At 70.3% G+C, this 16,792-nt stretch carries 21 protein-coding genes and 1 tRNA gene; 8 read left to right on the top strand and 14 right to left on the bottom strand.

Annotated features, from left to right (window positions below; genetic code table 11):
- Positions 1-3 precede the first annotated feature (3 nt).
- The 3 genes from ACZ432_RS13315 to ACZ432_RS13305 form a co-directional block, all read right to left on the bottom strand.
- On the bottom strand, positions 4-318 hold the full coding sequence (locus tag ACZ432_RS13315) for a hypothetical protein (RefSeq protein WP_426961949.1): 315 nt from the start codon (positions 316-318) through the stop codon (positions 4-6).
- A 128-nt stretch (positions 319-446) separates the two neighbouring features.
- Positions 447-1,106, bottom strand: a complete 660-nt coding sequence (locus ACZ432_RS13310) for a fibrillarin-like rRNA/tRNA 2'-O-methyltransferase (RefSeq protein ID WP_426961950.1) — start codon at positions 1,104-1,106, stop codon at positions 447-449.
- A complete protein-coding gene (locus tag ACZ432_RS13305) occupies positions 1,099-1,974 on the bottom strand; it encodes an NOP5/NOP56 family protein (RefSeq protein ID WP_426961951.1) in 876 nt (291 codons plus the stop codon). The genes ACZ432_RS13310 and ACZ432_RS13305 overlap by 8 nt, the downstream gene beginning before the upstream one ends.
- Positions 1,975-2,100: 126 nt before the next feature.
- On the opposite strand from ACZ432_RS13305, the gene ACZ432_RS13300 reads away from it, so the two are divergent.
- Positions 2,101-2,529, top strand: a complete 429-nt coding sequence (locus ACZ432_RS13300) for a GIY-YIG nuclease family protein (protein WP_426961952.1) — start codon at positions 2,101-2,103, stop codon at positions 2,527-2,529.
- Positions 2,530-3,028: 499 nt separating this feature from the next.
- On the opposite strand, the gene ACZ432_RS13295 is transcribed toward ACZ432_RS13300, so the two are convergent.
- Together ACZ432_RS13295 and ribH are read right to left on the bottom strand one after the other, a co-directional pair.
- Complete coding sequence (locus ACZ432_RS13295; RefSeq protein ID WP_426961953.1) at positions 3,029-4,177, bottom strand: pyridoxal phosphate-dependent aminotransferase; 1,149 nt, start codon at positions 4,175-4,177, stop codon at positions 3,029-3,031.
- Complete coding sequence (gene ribH / locus ACZ432_RS13290) at positions 4,174-4,578, bottom strand: 6,7-dimethyl-8-ribityllumazine synthase (RefSeq protein WP_426961954.1); 405 nt, start codon at positions 4,576-4,578, stop codon at positions 4,174-4,176. The genes ACZ432_RS13295 and ribH overlap by 4 nt, the downstream gene beginning before the upstream one ends.
- 154 nt (positions 4,579-4,732) lie before the next feature.
- Between ribH and msrA the strand changes: the two genes are divergently transcribed.
- Entirely contained in the window at positions 4,733-5,284 is a 552-nt protein-coding gene (gene msrA / locus ACZ432_RS13285) for a peptide-methionine (S)-S-oxide reductase MsrA (RefSeq protein WP_426961955.1), read from the top strand.
- 49 nt (positions 5,285-5,333) lie between these two features.
- Here msrA and ACZ432_RS13280 read toward each other — a convergent pair whose 3' ends face one another.
- The 4 genes from ACZ432_RS13280 to guaB all read right to left on the bottom strand — a co-directional run bounded on the left by ACZ432_RS13280 (position 5,334) and on the right by guaB (position 9,484).
- A complete protein-coding gene (locus tag ACZ432_RS13280) occupies positions 5,334-5,888 on the bottom strand; it encodes a DoxX family protein (protein ID WP_426961956.1) in 555 nt (184 codons plus the stop codon).
- A gap of 93 nt (positions 5,889-5,981) precedes the next feature.
- Positions 5,982-6,617 carry a HalX domain-containing protein gene (locus tag ACZ432_RS13275; protein WP_426961957.1) on the bottom strand — a complete coding sequence of 212 codons (636 nt, stop codon included), beginning with the start codon at positions 6,615-6,617 and terminating at the stop codon, positions 5,982-5,984.
- Between the two features lie 91 nt (positions 6,618-6,708).
- Complete coding sequence (locus ACZ432_RS13270; protein WP_426961958.1) at positions 6,709-7,881, bottom strand: TrmB family transcriptional regulator sugar-binding domain-containing protein; 1,173 nt, start codon at positions 7,879-7,881, stop codon at positions 6,709-6,711.
- Positions 7,882-7,987: 106 nt separating this feature from the next.
- On the bottom strand, positions 7,988-9,484 hold the full coding sequence (gene guaB / locus ACZ432_RS13265; RefSeq protein ID WP_426961959.1) for an IMP dehydrogenase: 1,497 nt from the start codon (positions 9,482-9,484) through the stop codon (positions 7,988-7,990).
- Between the two features lie 344 nt (positions 9,485-9,828).
- Here guaB and ACZ432_RS13260 point away from each other — a divergent pair, with 344 nt between their 5' ends.
- The 4 genes from ACZ432_RS13260 (at position 9,829) to ACZ432_RS13245 (ending at position 11,717) form a co-directional block, all read left to right on the top strand.
- The gene (locus ACZ432_RS13260; protein WP_426961960.1) at positions 9,829-10,029 is read left to right on the top strand and encodes a hypothetical protein; all 201 of its coding nucleotides are present in this window, start codon (positions 9,829-9,831) and stop codon (positions 10,027-10,029) included.
- Entirely contained in the window at positions 10,030-11,115 is a 1,086-nt protein-coding gene (locus ACZ432_RS13255; RefSeq protein ID WP_426961961.1) for a DUF5794 domain-containing protein, read from the top strand. It begins immediately after the preceding gene.
- Between the two features lie 59 nt (positions 11,116-11,174).
- Entirely contained in the window at positions 11,175-11,402 is a 228-nt protein-coding gene (locus ACZ432_RS13250) for a DUF5795 family protein (RefSeq protein WP_058364960.1), read from the top strand.
- Between the two features lie 140 nt (positions 11,403-11,542).
- Positions 11,543-11,717 (top strand) — tRNA-Trp (locus ACZ432_RS13245).
- 139 nt (positions 11,718-11,856) lie between these two features.
- On the opposite strand, the gene ACZ432_RS13240 is transcribed toward ACZ432_RS13245, so the two are convergent.
- The 4 genes from ACZ432_RS13240 to ACZ432_RS13225 all read right to left on the bottom strand — a co-directional run bounded on the left by ACZ432_RS13240 (position 11,857) and on the right by ACZ432_RS13225 (position 15,018).
- Positions 11,857-12,153, bottom strand: a complete 297-nt coding sequence (locus ACZ432_RS13240; protein WP_426961962.1) for a DUF3006 family protein — start codon at positions 12,151-12,153, stop codon at positions 11,857-11,859.
- Positions 12,150-13,586: a lamin tail domain-containing protein gene (locus tag ACZ432_RS13235; protein ID WP_426961963.1), complete on the bottom strand. Its 1,437-nt coding sequence runs from the start codon at positions 13,584-13,586 to the stop codon at positions 12,150-12,152. Before ACZ432_RS13235 ends, ACZ432_RS13240 begins: the two co-directional genes overlap by 4 nt.
- 245 nt (positions 13,587-13,831) lie before the next feature.
- Positions 13,832-14,068, bottom strand: coding sequence for a hypothetical protein (locus ACZ432_RS13230; RefSeq protein ID WP_426961964.1), 237 nt, complete (start codon positions 14,066-14,068; stop codon positions 13,832-13,834).
- 179 nt (positions 14,069-14,247) lie between these two features.
- On the bottom strand, positions 14,248-15,018 hold the full coding sequence (locus ACZ432_RS13225; protein WP_426961965.1) for a GTP cyclohydrolase III: 771 nt from the start codon (positions 15,016-15,018) through the stop codon (positions 14,248-14,250).
- Positions 15,019-15,181: 163 nt separating this feature from the next.
- Here ACZ432_RS13225 and ACZ432_RS13220 point away from each other — a divergent pair, with 163 nt between their 5' ends.
- Entirely contained in the window at positions 15,182-15,961 is a 780-nt protein-coding gene (locus tag ACZ432_RS13220; protein ID WP_426961966.1) for an HAD-IIA family hydrolase, read from the top strand.
- A 110-nt stretch (positions 15,962-16,071) separates the two neighbouring features.
- On the top strand, positions 16,072-16,197 hold the full coding sequence (locus ACZ432_RS13215; RefSeq protein WP_426961967.1) for a hypothetical protein: 126 nt from the start codon (positions 16,072-16,074) through the stop codon (positions 16,195-16,197).
- 186 nt (positions 16,198-16,383) lie between these two features.
- On the opposite strand, the gene ACZ432_RS13210 is transcribed toward ACZ432_RS13215, so the two are convergent.
- Positions 16,384-16,782 (bottom strand): OsmC family protein, encoded by a 399-nt coding sequence (locus ACZ432_RS13210; RefSeq protein ID WP_058364954.1) that lies wholly within the window; start codon positions 16,780-16,782, stop codon positions 16,384-16,386.
- Between the last annotated feature and the right edge of the window lie 10 nt (positions 16,783-16,792).

Below are 16,792 nucleotides of genomic sequence, written 5' to 3'. Positions count from 1 at the left end.
GCCTCAGAGCACGCCCGAGAACACGAGGAGGTTGTGACCGGCGGCCCCCAGCGACAGCAGGCCGACGCCCGCCAGCATGACCGCGAGCGCCGTCCGGCGGTCGAACCGGGCGGCCGCGACCGGCACCGCCACGACCGCCATCCCGACCGCCTTGGTGAGCAGCATGCCGGGAACGAGCCCGAACCGAGTGATGAGCCGGCGGCCGACCGGCGACGCCTCGACGTACGGGCCCGCGGTGAGCGCGACGTACGTCGTCGCCATGTCCGCGACGATGCCGACGCAAAACAGCGCGGCGCACGCGAGGAGGCGAGCGTCCATCGGGTCGAGAAATGCTCCGGGGGGTTAAAAATCCGGGTACCGCGGACGGTCGGATCGGCGGTCGGATCGGCAGTCGGAGCGGGCGAATGGATCGGTGGCCGGATCGGGCGATTGGCTCGCGCGGTCGACTACTCGCTCCGGTCGGGCGTCGCGACCACGCCGAGGTGGTCCTCGTGGTACGGCTCCAGCCGCGCCGTCTCCAGCACCTCGTAGGCTTCCGAGAGGGTCGCGAGCACGTCCTCGAACACGTCCGCCGGGTCGGCGGTCACGTCCTCGCTGCGGGCCTTCACCGCGAGCAGGAGGCGGCCGTCGTCCGCCAGGAACCGGGCGTTCCGCACCGCCACGTCGGCCTGCCCGCGCGTCGCCACGTCCTGCACGAGCGCGTCCACGTCCGACTCGACGACGTGCGCGTAGGTGTCGGGCTTGCGAGCGTCCTTCAGCAGCGGGAACAGGCGGTCGCGGTCCGCGGCCGCGTCCAGCAGGTCCCGGACCGGACGCGGCGCGAACTCCACCGCGTACGTCGGCCCCGCGAAGTCGGCGACGTGGCTGACGGTCGTCCCCGACGCCGCGCCGAGGTACAGCACCGTCTCGCCGCCCGCGAGTCCCACGTCCATCCCGGCGGCGAACATCGCGCCGAGCTTCGACCGCCCGGCGTCCCACGCGCGCCACGCGCCGTCGGTCGGCTCGCCGTACACCGGCTCCCCGCGCGTGGCCAGTCGGCGCTCGCCGTCGAACGTCCGCCGCTCGACGCCGGCGGGGAGGGTCGCGTCCGCGGCGTCCTCACTCATCGTCCGCCTCCTCGGGCGCGTCGTCGTCCGCGCCGCCGTCCCCTTCCGCGCGAGCGCGGATGGTCGCCATGCGCTCGCGGAGCTCCTCGTGGAGGTCCGGCCGGTAGTCGCCCGAGTAGTGGTCGATCCGGGCCGCGATGGCGAGCTTGCCGGCGAACGCCCGCGCGGCGGAGCCGCGGTCCTCCGGCCGCGTCCCGCGGACGTAGTCGTGCGTGTAGATGATGCCGTGCTTCGGCGAGGGGGCGCGCCCGGCGAGGTGCGCGAACAGGGCGTCCTCGGCGCCGAGCACCTGCACCGTCCCCGAGGGCTTCCGCGCGAGGGGTTTGAGCCCGCCCGCGAGGGCCATGAGCCGCGACGCGAGGACCGGTCCGGCCATCTCGGCGAGGTTCGGCGCGACCGCGGGCGCGGTCTCCTCGATGAACCGCTCCAGCTCGTCGGCCTCGTCGGCCAGGTCCGCGACGCGTTCGGCCAGCGAGACGGCGCGGCGCTCCGCGGCGGTGTCGGGCTCGCGCTCGGCGACCGTTCGGGCGCCGTCGACGCCGCTTCCCGCTTCGTCGAACAGCGCGCCCGCCCACTCGGCGGCGCGCTCCGCGAGCTCGTTGGCGGTGCGCTCGCAGTCGTCCATCGCGCGGACCGCGTGGACGAGCTGCTGGTCGTCGGCGCGCTCGCGCTCCGTCACCGCGGCGCGGGTCGCCGCCAGCGTCGCCTCGCGGAGCCGGTCGTAGTAGTCCGCCTCGTCGTCGGCGAAGCCGGACTCGACCGCCAGTCCGGGCCAGTCGGCCGGTTCCGGCGCGGACCCCTCCCGGATCCGCCGGGCCGCGGCGTCGCCGTCGCCGGGGTCGAGGCCGGCGAACCATCCGTCGTTCATGGTCCCCACTCGTGGGCCCGGCGACAGGAACCTGTCGGTCCCCGACCGCGCCGAGGCGGCCGGGCCGGCCCTACCGGCCCGCCTCGTCCCGACGGGCCTTTCGGCACGCGGCTCGACCCATCGCGCATGGACGAGGGCGGCACGTACACCCTGCTGGTCACGCTCCCCGAGGCGACTCGGATCGGGGTCGGCGCGCTCGGCGACCACGCGTTCCCCGCGGGCGCGTACGCCTACACCGGCAGCGCGCTCGGCAGCGGCGGCTTCGCCCGGGTGGACAGACATCGGCGCCTCGCGCGCGGCGAGTCCGACGCGCGCCACTGGCACGTCGACTACCTGATCGGGCACCCCGAGGCGACCCTCCGCGAGGTCGTCACCTCGCCCGGCGCGGACGCGGAGTGCGCGGTCGCAGAACGCCTGAACGAGGGGCCGGTCCCCGGCTTCGGCGCCTCGGACTGCGACTGTCCGTCGCACCTCGCGCACGAGACAACGCTCGAAAAACTCCACGAGATGGTCGAAAACGCACACGAGGCCGCAAGGGAAACGGACGACTCCTGATCTGCCCCCGTGGTGAGGCTGGTCGGTGCGACAGTAGCGCTGAGGCGTGCTGTTGTGTGGTGGTCTGTGTAGTGCTGTGCTGTCGGCGCGCGCCGCGGCGACCGCGAAGCGTGTCGCCGCGACCGCGCGAGGGAGGCGGCGGCGCGGCCGCCTGCTGTGCGGTTTCGCGGCCGCGCCGGCGCCGAGGCTGGGGAGGTGTGAGGCTGCGGGGCGGTTGCGGTGCGGGGTGGGACTGAAAGGGGCAGTCGGCTCGATCCGGCCCCGACGACGTAAGCACCGCAGCGGGCGTTGCGGAGAGCGAGGAGCGCAGCGAGGCGCGGCCGGTCGAGCCGACTGGGGCTTTCTGGGTGGTGCTGTCCAAAGCAGCAGCATCTGCAGCAGAACCAGATCAGTAATTGGGAGAGCCGGTTGGGGCTTTCTGGGTGATGCGGTCCAGATCAGCAGAAGTAGCAACTGAGACAGCCGTTTCAAAAACGCCGTACAGAGAGCCGCCCGAGACCTAGATCAGGTCCGCGTCGGCCAGTCGCTCGACCGCTTCACGCAGGCGGTCCTCGCTCGCGGCGTAGGAGATGCGGGCGTAGCCGGGCGCGTTGAACGCGCTGCCGGGAACCGTCGCGACGTTCGCTTGCTCGATGGCTGCCTCGCACCACGCCTCGTCGTCCGCGTCGACGGGGAGCATCATGTAGAACGCGCCGTCGGGGACCGCCACGTCGACGCCGTGCTCCTCGAACAGGTCGATCAGGAGGTCCCGCCGGCCCCGGAACGCCTCCCGCATCTCCACGACCGCCTCCTCGGTGTTCTCCAGCGCCTCGATCCCGGCTCGCTGGACGAAGTTCGTCGCACAGGAGACGGAGTGGGAGTGGAGCTTGCCCGCCTCGCTCACGAACTCCTCGGTCGCGTGGAGGTAGCCGAGCCGCCAGCCCGTCATCGAGTAGGCCTTCGAGAAGCCGTTGACGGTGACCGTGCGGTCGGCCATGCCGTCGAGCGACGCCAGCGAGGTCGGCTCCACGCCGTAGCTGATGCGCTCGTAGATCTCGTCCGAGATGACGGCCACGTCGTGCTCGACCGCGAGGTCGCGGACGCCCTCCAGCGCGGCGTCGGTGTAGACCGCGCCCGTGGGGTTCGACGGCGAGTTGACGATCAGCAGTTCGGTGTCCTCGGAGACCGCGGCCGCCAGGTCGTCGAGGGCGGGTTCGAGTTGGAAGCCGTGGGGCGCCAGGTCGACGCGGTTGAGGTCGCCGCCCGCGAGCTTGACCTGCGCCTCGTAGGAGACCCACGCGGGGTCCAGCAGGACGACCTCGTCGCCCTCGTCGACGAGCGTCTGGACGACCTCGTAGAGCGCCTGCTTGGCGCCCGGCGTGACGATCACCTCGTCCGCCTCGGCGTCGACGCCGCCGTCGCGGAGCTTGTCGGCGATCGCTTCTTTGAGACCGGGGACGCCGTTCGTCGACGTGTAGCCGGTGTGGCCGGCGTCCATCGCCGCCTTGCCCGCCTCGGTGACGTTCTCGGGGGTCGGGAAGTCGGGCGCGCCGACCGACAGGTCGACGACGTCCGCGCCCTCGGCCTCCTTCTCGGCGGCGAGGTTGGAGATGGCAAGCGTCGCGCTCGGTTCGACTCGTTGAATGCGCTCGGAGAAGTCGTAGCTCATGGGAGTTCCTCCACTAGGTCGAGTGCGGCGTCGACGGCCTCAGCGCCCTTGTCGGTGCGTTCGCGCGCCTCCGCGCCGGACATCCCCGGCCCGCTCACGCCGAACGTGACGGGGGTGTCGCGGTCGAGGCTCACCTCCGTGAGCGCCTCCGCCGTCGCCTCCGCGATCACGCGGTCGTGGTCGGTGTCGCCCGTCACGATGGCGCCGACGACCGCGACGGCGTCGACGTCGTCGCGGCGCGCCAGTCGGTCCGCGGCGAGCGGCGCGTCGTACGCCCCCGGCACGGGCACCTCCTCGGCGACCTCGGCGCCGCGGGCGGCGGCCGCCTCGCGGGCCGTCTCGGCCATCGGTCCCGTCACGGAGTCGTTGAACTGCGCCACGACCAGTCCCAGCGTAACCATACTCCGGAGATACCTCGGCGCGGCCTAATGTCTACCGTTCGCGCGCGATGTTGCAGGCCGACATCGGCGGTGAGAGTTCGACGCGTCGGTGCCGGCCACCGGCGGCCTCGCCGCCGCCGATGCGTCTATACGCCGGGAGCACCTATCGTGGGGCATGAGCGAGACAGAAACCGCGACGCTCGGCGGCGGGTGCTTCTGGTGCGTCGAGGCGGCCTTCGAGGAGGTCCCCGGCGTCGAGTCGGTCACCTCCGGCTACGCGGGCGGGCGCGTCGAGGACCCGAGCTATCGGGCGGTCTGTACCGGCGAGACGGGCCACGCGGAGGTCGTGCAGGTCGAGTACGACCCCGACGAGCTCTCCTACGCCGACGTGCTGAAGGTGTTCTTCACCGTCCACGACCCGACGCAGCTCAACCGGCAGGGGCCCGACGTGGGGAGCCAGTACCGGTCGATAATCCTCACGCACGACGACGAGCAGGCGCGCGCGGCCGCAGAGTACGTCCGCGGGCTGGAGGCCGAGGACGTCTACGACGACGAGATCGTCACGGAGATCGAGCCGCTGGAGACGTTCTACGAGGCCGAGGAGAAACACCAGAACTACTACGAGAAGAACCCCGGCGACGCCTACTGCACGTTCCACGCCGACCCGAAGATCGAGAAGGTCAGGAAACTGGTCGCGGACGGCGCCGACGCGGCGGCCGCGGAGTAGCCGCGGAGTAGCCGCAGTCGGCCGCGATCCCGGCTCGATCTCCGTTCTCTCACCCGAGGAAGTACCGCGCCCAGGGGTACCGCTCCACGAGCGGCTGGCCGTCGATCTCGTACGCCTCGATGTAGGCGTCGAGCCCGAGGATCCGCCCGGCGCCGAACGCCGCGACGGAGAGGAACACCAGCATGTACGCGAAGTCGCCGTTGATGTAGCCGTGGGAGATGTCCCAGTTGCCGAGGTAGAACAGCAGCATCATGAACGCCCCCCAGAAGGCGGCCAGCCGGGTGAACGCGCCGACGAGGAGGCCGAGGCCGATCAGGACCTCACCCCACGGGACGGCGATGTCCACGAAGCTGACGAACCAGGGCGTCTCGCCCATGGCCACGAACAGGCCCGCGACCGGACTCCCGTTGCTCGGCGGCGCGTTCTGGAGGTAGCCCGCGGCGCTGAAGCTTCCCGAGAGCACCTTCCCGAACCCGCTCTGGAAGAAGGCGATCCCCATCATCAGCCGCAGCGCGAGGATGAACCAGACGCTCAGGGTGTGGAGCTTCCCCGTCGCGGTGAATCCCCCGATCGTGCTTCGTAACTCGACTTCGGTCGATGACATGCGTTCTGACAGTTCTCAGTGGTGGTACATAAAAACACTCGCCAGTCCGACAGTTGGGGAGCGAGGCCGAGGAAGGTACAGCCCCGTGGACGGCTACTCGTCCGCGTCGGCTTCGCCGCCGTTGTCGGCGTCCGCGGCGTCGTTCGCGTCGGGCGCCTCGCCGTCCTCGAACTCCTTAAACATCCGCTCGAAGTCCTCGTGCTCCTCGAGGGAGCTCACGGTCGTGTCGAGTTCCGACTGCAGCTCCGCGAGCCGGTCGGACAGCTCCTGGTACTCCTCGCTGTCCGCGAGCGCGCTCTGTCCCTTCTCGGTCTCCAGCAGGGCCTTCTTGGAGCTGAGCGCGAACAGCTCCTGGACGCCGGCGTCGTACTGGCTGCGCTCCAGCAGGTCGTCGACGGTCTCCCGGAGCGTCTCCTTCGTCACCGGCTTGACGAGGTAGTCGTCGAAGCCCATCGCGACGATGTCGAAGTCGGGCTCGACCGCGGTCACCATCGCGACGCGACAGTCGATGTCGCGGTCGCGGACGGTGACGAGCACCTCGTCGCCGGACAGCCCGGGCATCCGCCGGTCCAGAAGGACAACGTCAACCTCGTCGTTGAGCTGTTCCAGCGCCTCTCGGCCGCCGTAGGCGGTTCGAACCCGGTAGTCGCTGCCGAGCCACGCTGCATAGAGGTCCGCCAGGTCGGGTTCGTCCTCGACGACGAGCACGAGTGGGGGTTCATCGCTCATTGGTCCTCGGTCCTGCAACGTCCGCTCACACGATTCATCGCACGCCCCGCTATATCAAAATGTCCCTTGTGTCGCCGGGGTCGGAGATCGGTCACGCCGGGTTCGCCTCCTCGATGCGCTCGCCGTCCGGACGCTCGACCGCGGTGACGGAGATCCGCGTCAGCTCGATGTCCTCGAGGTTGGCGCCCCACCCGCCGACGGACCACTCGCGGTCGCCGTCGTCGACGTAGGCGGTCACGCGGCCGGCGAGTTTCGGGAGCGGGACCGGATCGTCCCCCTCGCCCCCCTCGTTCGACCCCCGGCTCCCGGTCTCGTCGTGCGTGGCTCCCTCGTTCGCCTCGTCGCCGGACTCGCCCGCGTAGACGAACTCGGTCACGGTGCCGTCGATCGTGACCGGCTCGCCGTTCGCGCGGGCCGTCCCGCGGACGCGGACCTCCACGGTGCCGCCGGCGCTCACGATGGGCTGCACCTCGCGTAGGAAGCGCCGGATGTCGACGTAGTCGGCCGCGAGCCGCCCCGCGCGCTCGTCGTACACCTCGTCCCACACCTCCCACAGACACGTGCTGAAGTACCAGTGGAAGACGTACGTGAGCGAGAAGTCGTCGACGAGCACGCCGTACTCGTTGAGCGAATCCCGGTGCGGAGCGAAGCAGGTCACCGTCCGGTCGACCACCGCGAGGAACGGCGCGGGGAGCGGCCGGTGTCGCACCTCGGTCGCGACCGCCTCGAACGCCGCCGCGTCCACGACCCCGTCGTCGTCCTCGCCGACCAGCGTCAGCTTCACCACCGCGCCGTTCTCGTGGGCCGCCGCGAGGGCGTCGTGAAAGCGGTCGAACCCCTCCGGGCTCACCGCGAGCGCGACCTCGTTTTCCGCGTTCGCGACCGCCTCTACCGCGCGGTCCGTCACCGTCTCGAACCGCTTGACGATGTCGACGCGGTGGCGGTCCGGCGCGGGCGCCTCCCAGCGGGACTCCGCCTCCTCGGCCGCCGAGACGAGCCTGTCGGCGCGGTCACGCAGGTCGTCGAGGGCCTTCCGCGGGTCGCGAGCGCGGGCCCGCAGCGCGTCGCCCTCGTACGTCTCGACGTATCCCCGCTCCTCGAGGTCCCGCAACACGTCGTAGATACGTGCGCTCGGGACCCCGCTGGCGTCCGCCAGCGCCGTGGCCGACGCGGAGCCGAGCTCCAGCAGGCTCACGTACGCGTCCGCCTGGTACTGGGAGAGCCCGGCGTCTTCCAGAGTACGGCGCACCTCCGCGATATCCATGTGTAACCACACGGATACGCTCGTCTTAACCCCTGTGCTGTCGGAAGCTGCCTCGCGTGACGGGTCGAGAAAACGAGAACCGCCGCCCGGGAAGGCGTCGCTCCGCCTACTCGTCGGGGGAGTAGTTGGGCGCCTCGTCCGTGATCATCACGTCGTGGGGGTGGCCCTCCGTCTGGCCGGCCGCGGAGACGCGGACGAACTCCGCGCGCTCCTTCACGCCGGGGACCGTCTCGGCGCCGACGTAGCCCATCCCCGAGCGCATGCCGCCGACGAGCTGGTACAGCTCCGAGGAGAGCGTCCCCTTGTAGGGGGTCGCCGCCTCGACGCCCTCGGGGACGAACTCCTCGTCCTCGTCGGCGTCCTTCAGGTAGCGGTCGCCGCCGCCGGACTTCATGGCGCCGACCGACCCCATCCCGCGGTACTGCTTGTACTTCTTGCCGTTCATCGTGATGACGCGACCCGGCGCCTCCTCGGTGCCCGCGAAGTAGGAGCCGAGCATCACCGCGTCCGCGCCCGCCGCGATGGCCTTGATCGCGTCGCCGGAGTACCGGATGCCGCCGTCCGCGATGACCGGCACGTCGTGCTGGCTGGCCACGTCCGCGACCTCGGCGACGGCGGTTATCTGCGGCATCCCCGCGCCGGAGACGACCCGCGTGGTACAGATCGACCCCGGCCCGATGCCGACCTTCAGGCCGTCCGCGAAGTCGACCGCGGCCTCGGCGGCCTCCCGCGTGCCGACGTTGCCGACGACCACGTCCGCGTCGACCGTTTCCTTGATGGCGCGCGCGGACTCCAGTACGTTGAGGTTGTGCGCGTGCGCGCAGTCGATGAACAGCACGTCGGCGCCCGCCTCGTCGGCGGCGACCGCGCGCTCCTCCTCGAAGGGGCCGACCGCGACGCCGGCGATCAGGCGGCCGTCGTCGTCGCGAGCGGCGTCCTCGTGCTCGCGGCGCTGGAGGATCCCCTGCATCGTCACCAGCCCGACGAGTCGCTCGTCGTCGTCGACGACCGGGACGCGCTCGATCTTGTGGTCGTACATCAGCTCCAGCGCCGCGCGGGCGTCCACGTCCTCGTCGACGGTGATGACCTCGTCGGTCATCGCCTCGCGGACGGCGTCCTCCTCGCCGACCTCCAGATACGGGCGGATGTCGGTCCCGGAGATGATGCCGAGCACGGTGTCGTCCTCGTCGACGACTGGGGCGCCGGAGACGCCCTCGCGCTCCATCGTCGAGTCGGCCTCGCGGACGGTCATCTCGGGCGAGACGGTGACGACGTTCTCGCGGCGGATCACCAGTTCGTGTGCGCGCTTGACCCGCTCTATCTCGGCGGCCGTCTCCTCGACGGTCATGTTGCGGTGGAGCACGCCGAGTCCCCCCTCACGCGCCATCGCGATCGCCATCCGGCTCTCGGTGACGGTGTCCATCGCCGCCGAGAGGACGGGCAGGGTGAGTTCGACGTTCCGCGACACGCGCGTCGACAGGTCCGCGTCGTCGGGTTCGACGCGGCTCTCCTTGGGTCGGAGCAGCACGTCGTCGAAGGTCAGCGCTTCCGGTTCGCGGAGTTTCTCCGAAAAGGGCTCGTCGGTGGGAGCGTCCTTCGCCATGTCAAGGGTCGCGGCGGATCCGGGAAAAGCGTTGCGAGTCAGCACCGACGTGCGGGTCGGACGCATCCGAATTCGGGATATATGCGAACCCGTGGATCGATCCGGCGGCCGGCGCTCCGTCTCGCGTCTCGGGTCCGGCGGACGGTGACCGCGCGCGAGCCGATCGACGCGAACGGTCGTTCGTGAGGGACCGGATCCCGGCGCCCGAAACCGTGGAACTCTCGGCGAAATCGGACGATCGTCTACGACTCACAAGCGCTATTTAAAAAGAACTGTACGAATATTCTGGCGTATGCGGACAACCCTCACGCAACGTTTAACCCCCGCCGTTCGGATGATGAAGTATGGACTCCGACAGTCCCGCTGTGACGAGTGTTGCCGGCCAGCCGATCCGCCGTCTCGGCGCCCTCTTTAAAACCGGCAATATTCTCACATTCACACGGGACTGGACGGCTCCGTTCGGACGCACTCACGACGACGCGCTCGGCTATCGTGGGGAGTCCGCACACCACCGTCGGCCCGCCGGTGAGGGCCACGCCGCCTGAATGAGCGTTTCCCAACACCCGATCGCGCTCCGCTTAGAGCGGCAGGTCGGGGGCGCGACGAAGCTGCTGGCGACCGTGATGGCGCTGCCGCTCGTCGACGGCATCTTCCCCGCCCTGGTGCTGGCCGGGGTGCTCGACAGCGCGTTCGGCATCCTCGAGACCGGGCTGCTGATCTTCGGCGGCTCCGCGACCGTCGCGGTCATCCTCGCGGAGATGGACGGCACCCGCCGCCAGCAGGCGACGTCGGTGCTGCTCATCGGCGCGCTCATCGTCCCGGTCGCCGGGATACAGGCCGCGCTGGCGCCTACCATCGAAGGGCTGCTGAACATGGCCGTCTTCGAGCGGTTCGCGGGGCTGGTCATCCTGACCATCGCCGCCAAGACCGCCTCCTCGAAGGTCGGCGAGAGCCTCCCGAGCCCGGCCGTCATCATCGCGCTCGGGCTGGTGGCGAGCTTCGAGCCCGCCGGCGCGGAGCTGGCGCTTCTGAACGACCCGGAGACGGTGCTGCGCGGCGCCGCGGCCGCGGGCGTCGGCGTCGCCTTCGCGTTGGGCGTCGCGACCCTGTCGCCCCAGCTGCGCGGGCGCGTCGACATCGACCGCTTCCGGTTCGGCTCCGCGGTCGCGCTGGGCGTCCTCGCGCTTCCCATCCTGCTCGGCCCCTTCGGCGTGATGCAGACGGACGCGCCGGTCGCGCTGGCGGTGCTCGCCGTCACCGGCCTGTTCGCGTACGACCCCGAGGCCGAGGGAGTCGGCAGCGAACGGGACGACGACAGCCCGGACGACCGCGGCGCGGAGCCGGCGGACCCGGACGCTCCCGCCGCGGAGGACGACTCCCTCCCCGGGGCCGAGCCGACCCCCGACCCGGTTCGCGGCGACGCGCCGGCCGCGACCGAACCGGCCGCCGACGGGGCCGGATCGAACCCCCCGGCCGGCTCACCGGCGGTCGTGGCCGACGGCGACGCCGAGTCTCCCGACTCGTCGACCGCGGTCGACGACGACGGCGAACCGGCCGACTCGGTCGAGGAACCGGACGCGTCGGACCACGACGGCGACGACACGGGCGAGTCGCGCGCGCCGTGGCTGTAGCCGGTCCCCCGCCCCTCCCGACCGTCGGGCTTTAGGTCGCCGCCGCGCTCTCACCACGCATGAGCAACCGCGTCGTGCAAGGGCGGATGGTGACGCCGGAGAAGTTGGCCGAACTTATCGAGGGCGAGGCCCCGCTGGAGGCGGAGTCGATCGAGGACGCCGACCGCGACTGCCCGGACTGCGGCAGCGACGTGATCCGGGTCGGCTACATGCCGACCGTCACCGAGTTCGTCACCGGCTACAAATGCCAGGAGTGCGACTGGAGCGACACCGACCGCGACGAGTAGCGTCGGCGGTGCGCGAGCCCGCGCTCTCGCCGCTGGTCGCCCCCGGAAGACACTCCGCGGACGGCCCCGCCCTGCCCCGATCACGGCGTATCGAAACCCCTTTACGTACCTCCGGACAACCCACATTCGCAAGATCGCTCGGGGCTGTGGCCAAGCCAGGGATGGCGACTGACTCCAGAGGCCGCGCCGGGGACGACACTCCAGACTGGTATTCCGAGCGGCCGACTGATCATCGGCCGCGTTGACGACCCTCTGGAGTTCCGAGGCGCAACCGGAGATATCAGTCGATCGGGGGTTCAAATCCCTCCGGCCCCATGGCGGTTCTAAGGTTAACTTATCACTTCTTAGAGATACGTCTCCGACTAAAAGCACTTCTGTCCCAAGAAGGGCCGCCGCGTGAGCGTCGGATGCGCCGGACCGTTCACCACGGAGAGGGATTCCGAGGACCTCCCTGTCACGAGTCGTCCTCGGAGGGTGGCCGCTTCGATAAACGGTCGAACCGGTCCTGTGCCGCGTTCGCGCGGGTTTCGGTCGACTCGGGGTCGTAGGACGCGGCCGCGAGGGCGCCGTCGCGGACGGTCACCGAGAGGACGGCGTCCGCGTGGCGTGCGTCCGCGGGGAGCCGTGCGGCCTCCAGGACCGCGTTCCCGACTTCCTCACTGCCGCGTTCGAAGAACACGGTCGCGAGCCCGTCCTCGACGCTGTCGACGACCGCGGTGTACTCGCCGTCCGGGAGTTCGATGTCGGTCATTCGTAGCTCACCGCCAGGACGCGTTCTCCATCGTCGTCGGAGAGTATCACCGTGTCGCCGTCGTTGTTCCAGACCGGCGATCCCGCCCCCCAGTACAGGTCGGTGTCGGTGTCCGTTCCGCTCCCGGTTCGCAGCGTCACCCTCGCACCGGCTTCGAGCGTGAAGCCGTCCGGGAACGCGTAGCTGTGACCCGCCTCGTCTTCGACCGTCCAGCCGGAGAGGTCGATCGCCTCGTCGCCGGTGTTCTCGAAGACGACGTACTCGTCGTTGAGGTTCTCGCGGTCGTCGCCCGCGGCGTCCGCGTTGATCGCGGCGACCTCGAGCGCCGCGTCCGGCTCGTTGTCCGTCGTCTCGGTCTCCTCGCCGGTGTCGTCGGTCGCGTCGCCGTCGCTTCCGGACCCGCCGTCGACCGGGTCGCCGCCGATCCGAGCGCGCTCGACGACCTCCTCGGTCGTGCCCGGGGCTATCGGGTCCGCGTCGCGGATCGCGAGCGCGTCCGTCGGCGCGTCGCGTTGCGTGCGCACGGAGACGCCGCTCCCGTCGCTGACGAGCACGATATCGCCGTGCGTCGCCGTCCAGTACGTCGGGAGGGACCGCTCGGACAGCCGCTCGAGGACCTCCTCGTGCGGGTGTCCGTACTGCGAGTCGTACGCGCTCGAGACGACGACCGCCCGCGGCCGTACCGCGTCGATGAACGACTCGCTCGAGGAGCTCGCGGAGCCGTGGTGGCCGGCCTTCAGCACGGTCGACCGGAGTTCCGTGCCGTAGGTGTCGATCAGGTACGCCTCCTGGTCGTCCTCGGCGTCGCCGGTGAGCAGGAAGCTCGTCTCTCCGTGTGCAACCGCGAGAACGATGCTGTTCTCGTTGCGCGCTTCGTTCTCGAGGTACGGGTCCGGCGGTCCGAGAACGTCCACGTCGACGTCCCCGAACGGGATGGCGTCTCCCTCCCGCGTCTCGTACAGCGTCACGTCGTGCTCCTCGACGGCGTCCAGGTACTCGGCGTACGTCTGGCTACTCGACGCGATCCCCGGGTCGTAGACCGCGCCGATCCCCTCCGCCTCCGTCTCGTAATACTCGATGACCGCCGCGTTGCCGCCGATGTGGTCCGCGTCGTTGTGCGAGGTGACGAGGTGGTCGATCCGGGTGACGCCGTGCCGGCGGAGGTACTGTAACACGTACTCGCCGTCGTCGTTGTAGTGACCGGTGTCGACGAGCATCGTCTCCCCCTCTGGACCCACGATGAGCGTACTGACCGACTGCCCGACGTTGATGTAGTGGACCTCGAGGGTGCCGGCCGCCGCATCGGCCGGCGAGCCCTGGCTCGGAACCGGCTGTGACGGCGTCTGATCGCCCGGAACCCCGCCCGCACAGCCCGCGAGGAGAACGAGACAGACCGTCAGGAGGGCCCGTCGCTTGCCTCCGGCTACTCGCATGTGGCATACAGACCCTACGCTACCAAACCGGTTGCCGTTTGTTACCTACCCACGCACGGTTGAGTTTGTGCCGATCGGCGGCCTAGAATCGCCGAAAAGGCGGTCCAGTTCCTTCCCGCTGCCGGATCGGAACGAAACGGCCGGAGACGCCCGTCTCGTCTCGCGGGTCCTCTTCGACCCCTCGTGAAACGACGGACACGCTGGTCAGGATGGCCGGATCGGTACCCCGCGGGCCTCGCGGTGCGTTACGACTCGTCTTCGGCGCGTGCGCCCTCCGGGTTCCCCTTGTGCTGGAGGTTCCTGTTGTCCTGCGACTCGACGTTCGTCGCCGGAATCGGCTCGGCGTCGACCTCGCCCCGCGGGCGTCCGGTGTACGCGTGGCCCGACTTCTCGGCGCAGTGGGCCATCGCATCGTGGGCTCCCTCCCACGGTCCCGCCGTGCAGTCGTCCGACGTGCAAATGAATACGATATCGCCCGGCATTCCAGTTAGGTCGAACAGAATACGCATATAAAAATCTGTGTGAACGGACCGAAAAACATAATAATTCTTGACATCGCGCCCGTCGATCGCCTCGAAATCATCGGGCGGTCCGAAGCGCCGGGGACGCGACTCCCCGTTCCGAGGTCGGACCGGTTCCGGGAGGGCGTACCGGCGAGGGCCTATTCCGGCAGGGGCACGCCGGCGAACTCGACCGCCGTTTCGCGCTCGCGGCCGACCTCGAGCGCGTGCTTGGCCGCGAAGCCGGCCTCGTGGGCGTGTCGGCCGCGTCCCACCCCGACGCGGACCTCGACGCCGGTCTCGCGGCGGACGTGGTCGATCGCGTCGCGGTAGCCTGTCTCGGTCACGTCCGGGCAGACCGCGATGACGTTGTCGCCGCCGACGAAGAAGGAGAGCGCGCCGTGTTCCGCCCGCATGTATCGCATCAGCGCGGCGTACGCCTGCTCGATCTCGATGAACGTGTCGAAGGCGTTGAGCCGGTCGGTGTAGGTGCCGGTGGCGTCGACCACGTCGAAGTGCGCCAACGCGAGGTCGTCGTCCGCGCGGTCGGCGAGGAACTCGCCGTCGAGCACCTCGGTCCGGGCCTCGTCCTGCGCGCTGCCGCGGACCTGCAGGCGCTCGGTCGCGGACTCCAGCGCGTCGATGGGTCGGGTCGCCACGTCGACGCCGAGGCTCACCGTCACCGGGTAGCGGTTGCGGACCGTCTCCTGGAGTGCGGCGTGGTCCTCGCCGTCGAGGCCGTTCGTCACGGCGATCATGTTGTCGAACCGCGTGAAGAAGACGTAGCCGTTCCGCGAGCCGACGAACTGCGCGAGGTCCGCGAACAGCCGCGACTGGAGCGTCTGGAGGTCCATCTCCCGGCGCGGCTCCGGCGTCACGGTCCACGGCCCGTAGTTGTCGATCTGGACGAGAGTCAACTGGGTGGTCGTCACGGGTACCCGGTGTTCGGACCGGCGCCCGCTTTACCCTTCCGTTATCCACAAGCCGTGACCCATCCCGATACTGGGACGAGAGGATGATTGTCGACGGTCCGCCCCACCGTCCGACCGGGTGCGCGGACGGAACCGATACGGTTCGCCGGCCCCTGTGACCCCCATGGACTACCGAGGCGCCGTCCTCGACGTCGACGGCACCGTGGTGCGCGGCAACGACCCCATCCCCGGCGCGCCGGAGGGGTACCGTCGGCTCCGGGCGGCCGGGCTGGAGACGCTGTTCGTCTCGAACAACCCGACGAAGGCGCCGCCCGCGTACGTGGATCGGCTCGGCGACGCCGGCTTCGAGGTGACCGCGGAGCAGGTGGTGACCGCGGGAACGGTCGCGACGCGGTACCTCCGGGAGCACCACGCGGACGACGACCTCTTCCTGATCGGCGCGCCCGGACTGCGTGAGCAGCTCGCGGCCGCGGACCTTTCGACGACCGACGCGGTCGAAGCCGCGGACGCGCTGGTGGCCTCCATCGACCACGGGTTCGACTACGAGGACCTCTGCGAGGCGCTGTGGGTGCTGGAGCGGGACGTCCCCTTCATCGGTACCGATCCCGACGTGGTGATCCCCGCGCCCGATCGGGACGTGCCGGGCTCCGGCGCGATCATCAACGCCGTGGCGGGCGTCGCGGAGCGCGACCCCGACGCGGTGCTCGGCAAACCCTCCGACGCCGCGGTCGAACTCGTGCGCGAGCGCCTGCCGCACCCGCCGGAGCGGTGCCTGCTCGTCGGCGACCGCCTGAACACGGACATCGCCCTCGGCGAGCGCGCCGGGATGACCACGGTGCTCGTGCGCACGGGCGTCACCGACGACGCGACGCTCGCCGCGAGCGACCACGACCCCGACTACGTGCTCGACTCGCTGGGCGACATCGACCGCGTTCTCGGCTGAGCGGCCGGTCCGCTCGCCGCGACGGCCGCGGTCGCCGCGGGTCGACCTCCGCCGAGGTGCGTGCCACCACGTGCCAAAGATTTAAGCCGGCGAATCGCAATCGGACGCACATGGACCACGACTCGCCGCACGTGTGGGACGGCGAAACCGAGGCCAACCGCGAGGAAGACCCCGAGGACGACCGCGTGGTCGTCGTCGAAGGCCACGCCGTACAGTTCAACGAGTACCGCTACTGACTCGCGGTCGGCGGTCGACGGAGGCGGGCCCATCTGGCGCTCCTCGGACGCGGACCGGGAGTGACGGCGCTCCGAGCGGCGCCGCTCCGTGGCCGGCCTCGTCGCTCAGCGGGACGGAACGCGAATCGCTCGCTCGGAGGCGCGGAGCGGCTGCGGAAAAGTCGAAAGGGCGGGTCGTGCCGGGGTTCAGAAGGCGTCGCCGTACGCGGAGATGTCGGCGTGGAGCTCCTCGCGGAGGGCGGAGTGGACGTGGCAGATGTCCTCGGCGCGGTCGACGATCTCGTCGAGTTCGCCCTCGCTCAGGTCGGCCTCGACGTGGAGGTCGAAGCTGATCGCGGCCAGGTCGTCGTCGTCGTCCAGCTCCGCGGAGGCGTCGATCTGGAGCTTGCCGAGGTCTTCCTCACCGCGCTGGCTGCCGCCGACGCGGAACGCGGGGAGGAAACAGGAGGCGTACGTCGCGACGAGCGTCGCGTTCGGGTTCGGGCCGGTCTCGTCGGTGGCGTCGATCTGCAGGTCGAAGTCGCCGACGTGACTGGTGGACGCGTAGCCCTCCTCGCTGACCGTGGTGGTCTCGATGTCAGACATACGCGCTCAC

Source organism: Haloparvum alkalitolerans (assembly GCF_055381565.1).
This window is presented reverse-complemented; position numbering and strand designations above follow the sequence as displayed.

What these genes read in the sequence shown, in the direction of transcription:
- ACZ432_RS13315 (WP_426961949.1), bottom strand. Translation starts at nt 318, where the DNA reads ATGGACGCTCGCCTCCTCGCGTGCGCCGCGCTGTTTTGCGTCGGCATC.
- ACZ432_RS13310 (WP_426961950.1), bottom strand. Translation starts at nt 1,106, where the DNA reads ATGAGTGAGGACGCCGCGGACGCGACCCTCCCCGCCGGCGTCGAGCGG.
- ACZ432_RS13305 (WP_426961951.1), bottom strand. Translation starts at nt 1,974, where the DNA reads ATGAACGACGGATGGTTCGCCGGCCTCGACCCCGGCGACGGCGACGCC.
- ACZ432_RS13300 (WP_426961952.1), top strand. Translation starts at nt 2,101, where the DNA reads ATGGACGAGGGCGGCACGTACACCCTGCTGGTCACGCTCCCCGAGGCG.
- ACZ432_RS13295 (WP_426961953.1), bottom strand. Translation starts at nt 4,177, where the DNA reads ATGAGCTACGACTTCTCCGAGCGCATTCAACGAGTCGAACCGAGCGCG.
- ribH (WP_426961954.1), bottom strand. Translation starts at nt 4,578, where the DNA reads ATGGTTACGCTGGGACTGGTCGTGGCGCAGTTCAACGACTCCGTGACG.
- msrA (WP_426961955.1), top strand. Translation starts at nt 4,733, where the DNA reads ATGAGCGAGACAGAAACCGCGACGCTCGGCGGCGGGTGCTTCTGGTGC.
- ACZ432_RS13280 (WP_426961956.1), bottom strand. Translation starts at nt 5,888, where the DNA reads ATGTCATCGACCGAAGTCGAGTTACGAAGCACGATCGGGGGATTCACC.
- ACZ432_RS13275 (WP_426961957.1), bottom strand. Translation starts at nt 6,617, where the DNA reads ATGAGCGATGAACCCCCACTCGTGCTCGTCGTCGAGGACGAACCCGAC.
- ACZ432_RS13270 (WP_426961958.1), bottom strand. Translation starts at nt 7,881, where the DNA reads ATGGATATCGCGGAGGTGCGCCGTACTCTGGAAGACGCCGGGCTCTCC.
- guaB (WP_426961959.1), bottom strand. Translation starts at nt 9,484, where the DNA reads ATGGCGAAGGACGCTCCCACCGACGAGCCCTTTTCGGAGAAACTCCGC.
- ACZ432_RS13260 (WP_426961960.1), top strand. Translation starts at nt 9,829, where the DNA reads ATGGACTCCGACAGTCCCGCTGTGACGAGTGTTGCCGGCCAGCCGATC.
- ACZ432_RS13255 (WP_426961961.1), top strand. Translation starts at nt 10,030, where the DNA reads ATGAGCGTTTCCCAACACCCGATCGCGCTCCGCTTAGAGCGGCAGGTC.
- ACZ432_RS13250 (WP_058364960.1), top strand. Translation starts at nt 11,175, where the DNA reads ATGAGCAACCGCGTCGTGCAAGGGCGGATGGTGACGCCGGAGAAGTTG.
- ACZ432_RS13240 (WP_426961962.1), bottom strand. Translation starts at nt 12,153, where the DNA reads ATGACCGACATCGAACTCCCGGACGGCGAGTACACCGCGGTCGTCGAC.
- ACZ432_RS13235 (WP_426961963.1), bottom strand. Translation starts at nt 13,586, where the DNA reads ATGCGAGTAGCCGGAGGCAAGCGACGGGCCCTCCTGACGGTCTGTCTC.
- ACZ432_RS13230 (WP_426961964.1), bottom strand. Translation starts at nt 14,068, where the DNA reads ATGCCGGGCGATATCGTATTCATTTGCACGTCGGACGACTGCACGGCG.
- ACZ432_RS13220 (WP_426961966.1), top strand. Translation starts at nt 15,182, where the DNA reads ATGGACTACCGAGGCGCCGTCCTCGACGTCGACGGCACCGTGGTGCGC.
- ACZ432_RS13215 (WP_426961967.1), top strand. Translation starts at nt 16,072, where the DNA reads ATGGACCACGACTCGCCGCACGTGTGGGACGGCGAAACCGAGGCCAAC.
- ACZ432_RS13210 (WP_058364954.1), bottom strand. Translation starts at nt 16,782, where the DNA reads ATGTCTGACATCGAGACCACCACGGTCAGCGAGGAGGGCTACGCGTCC.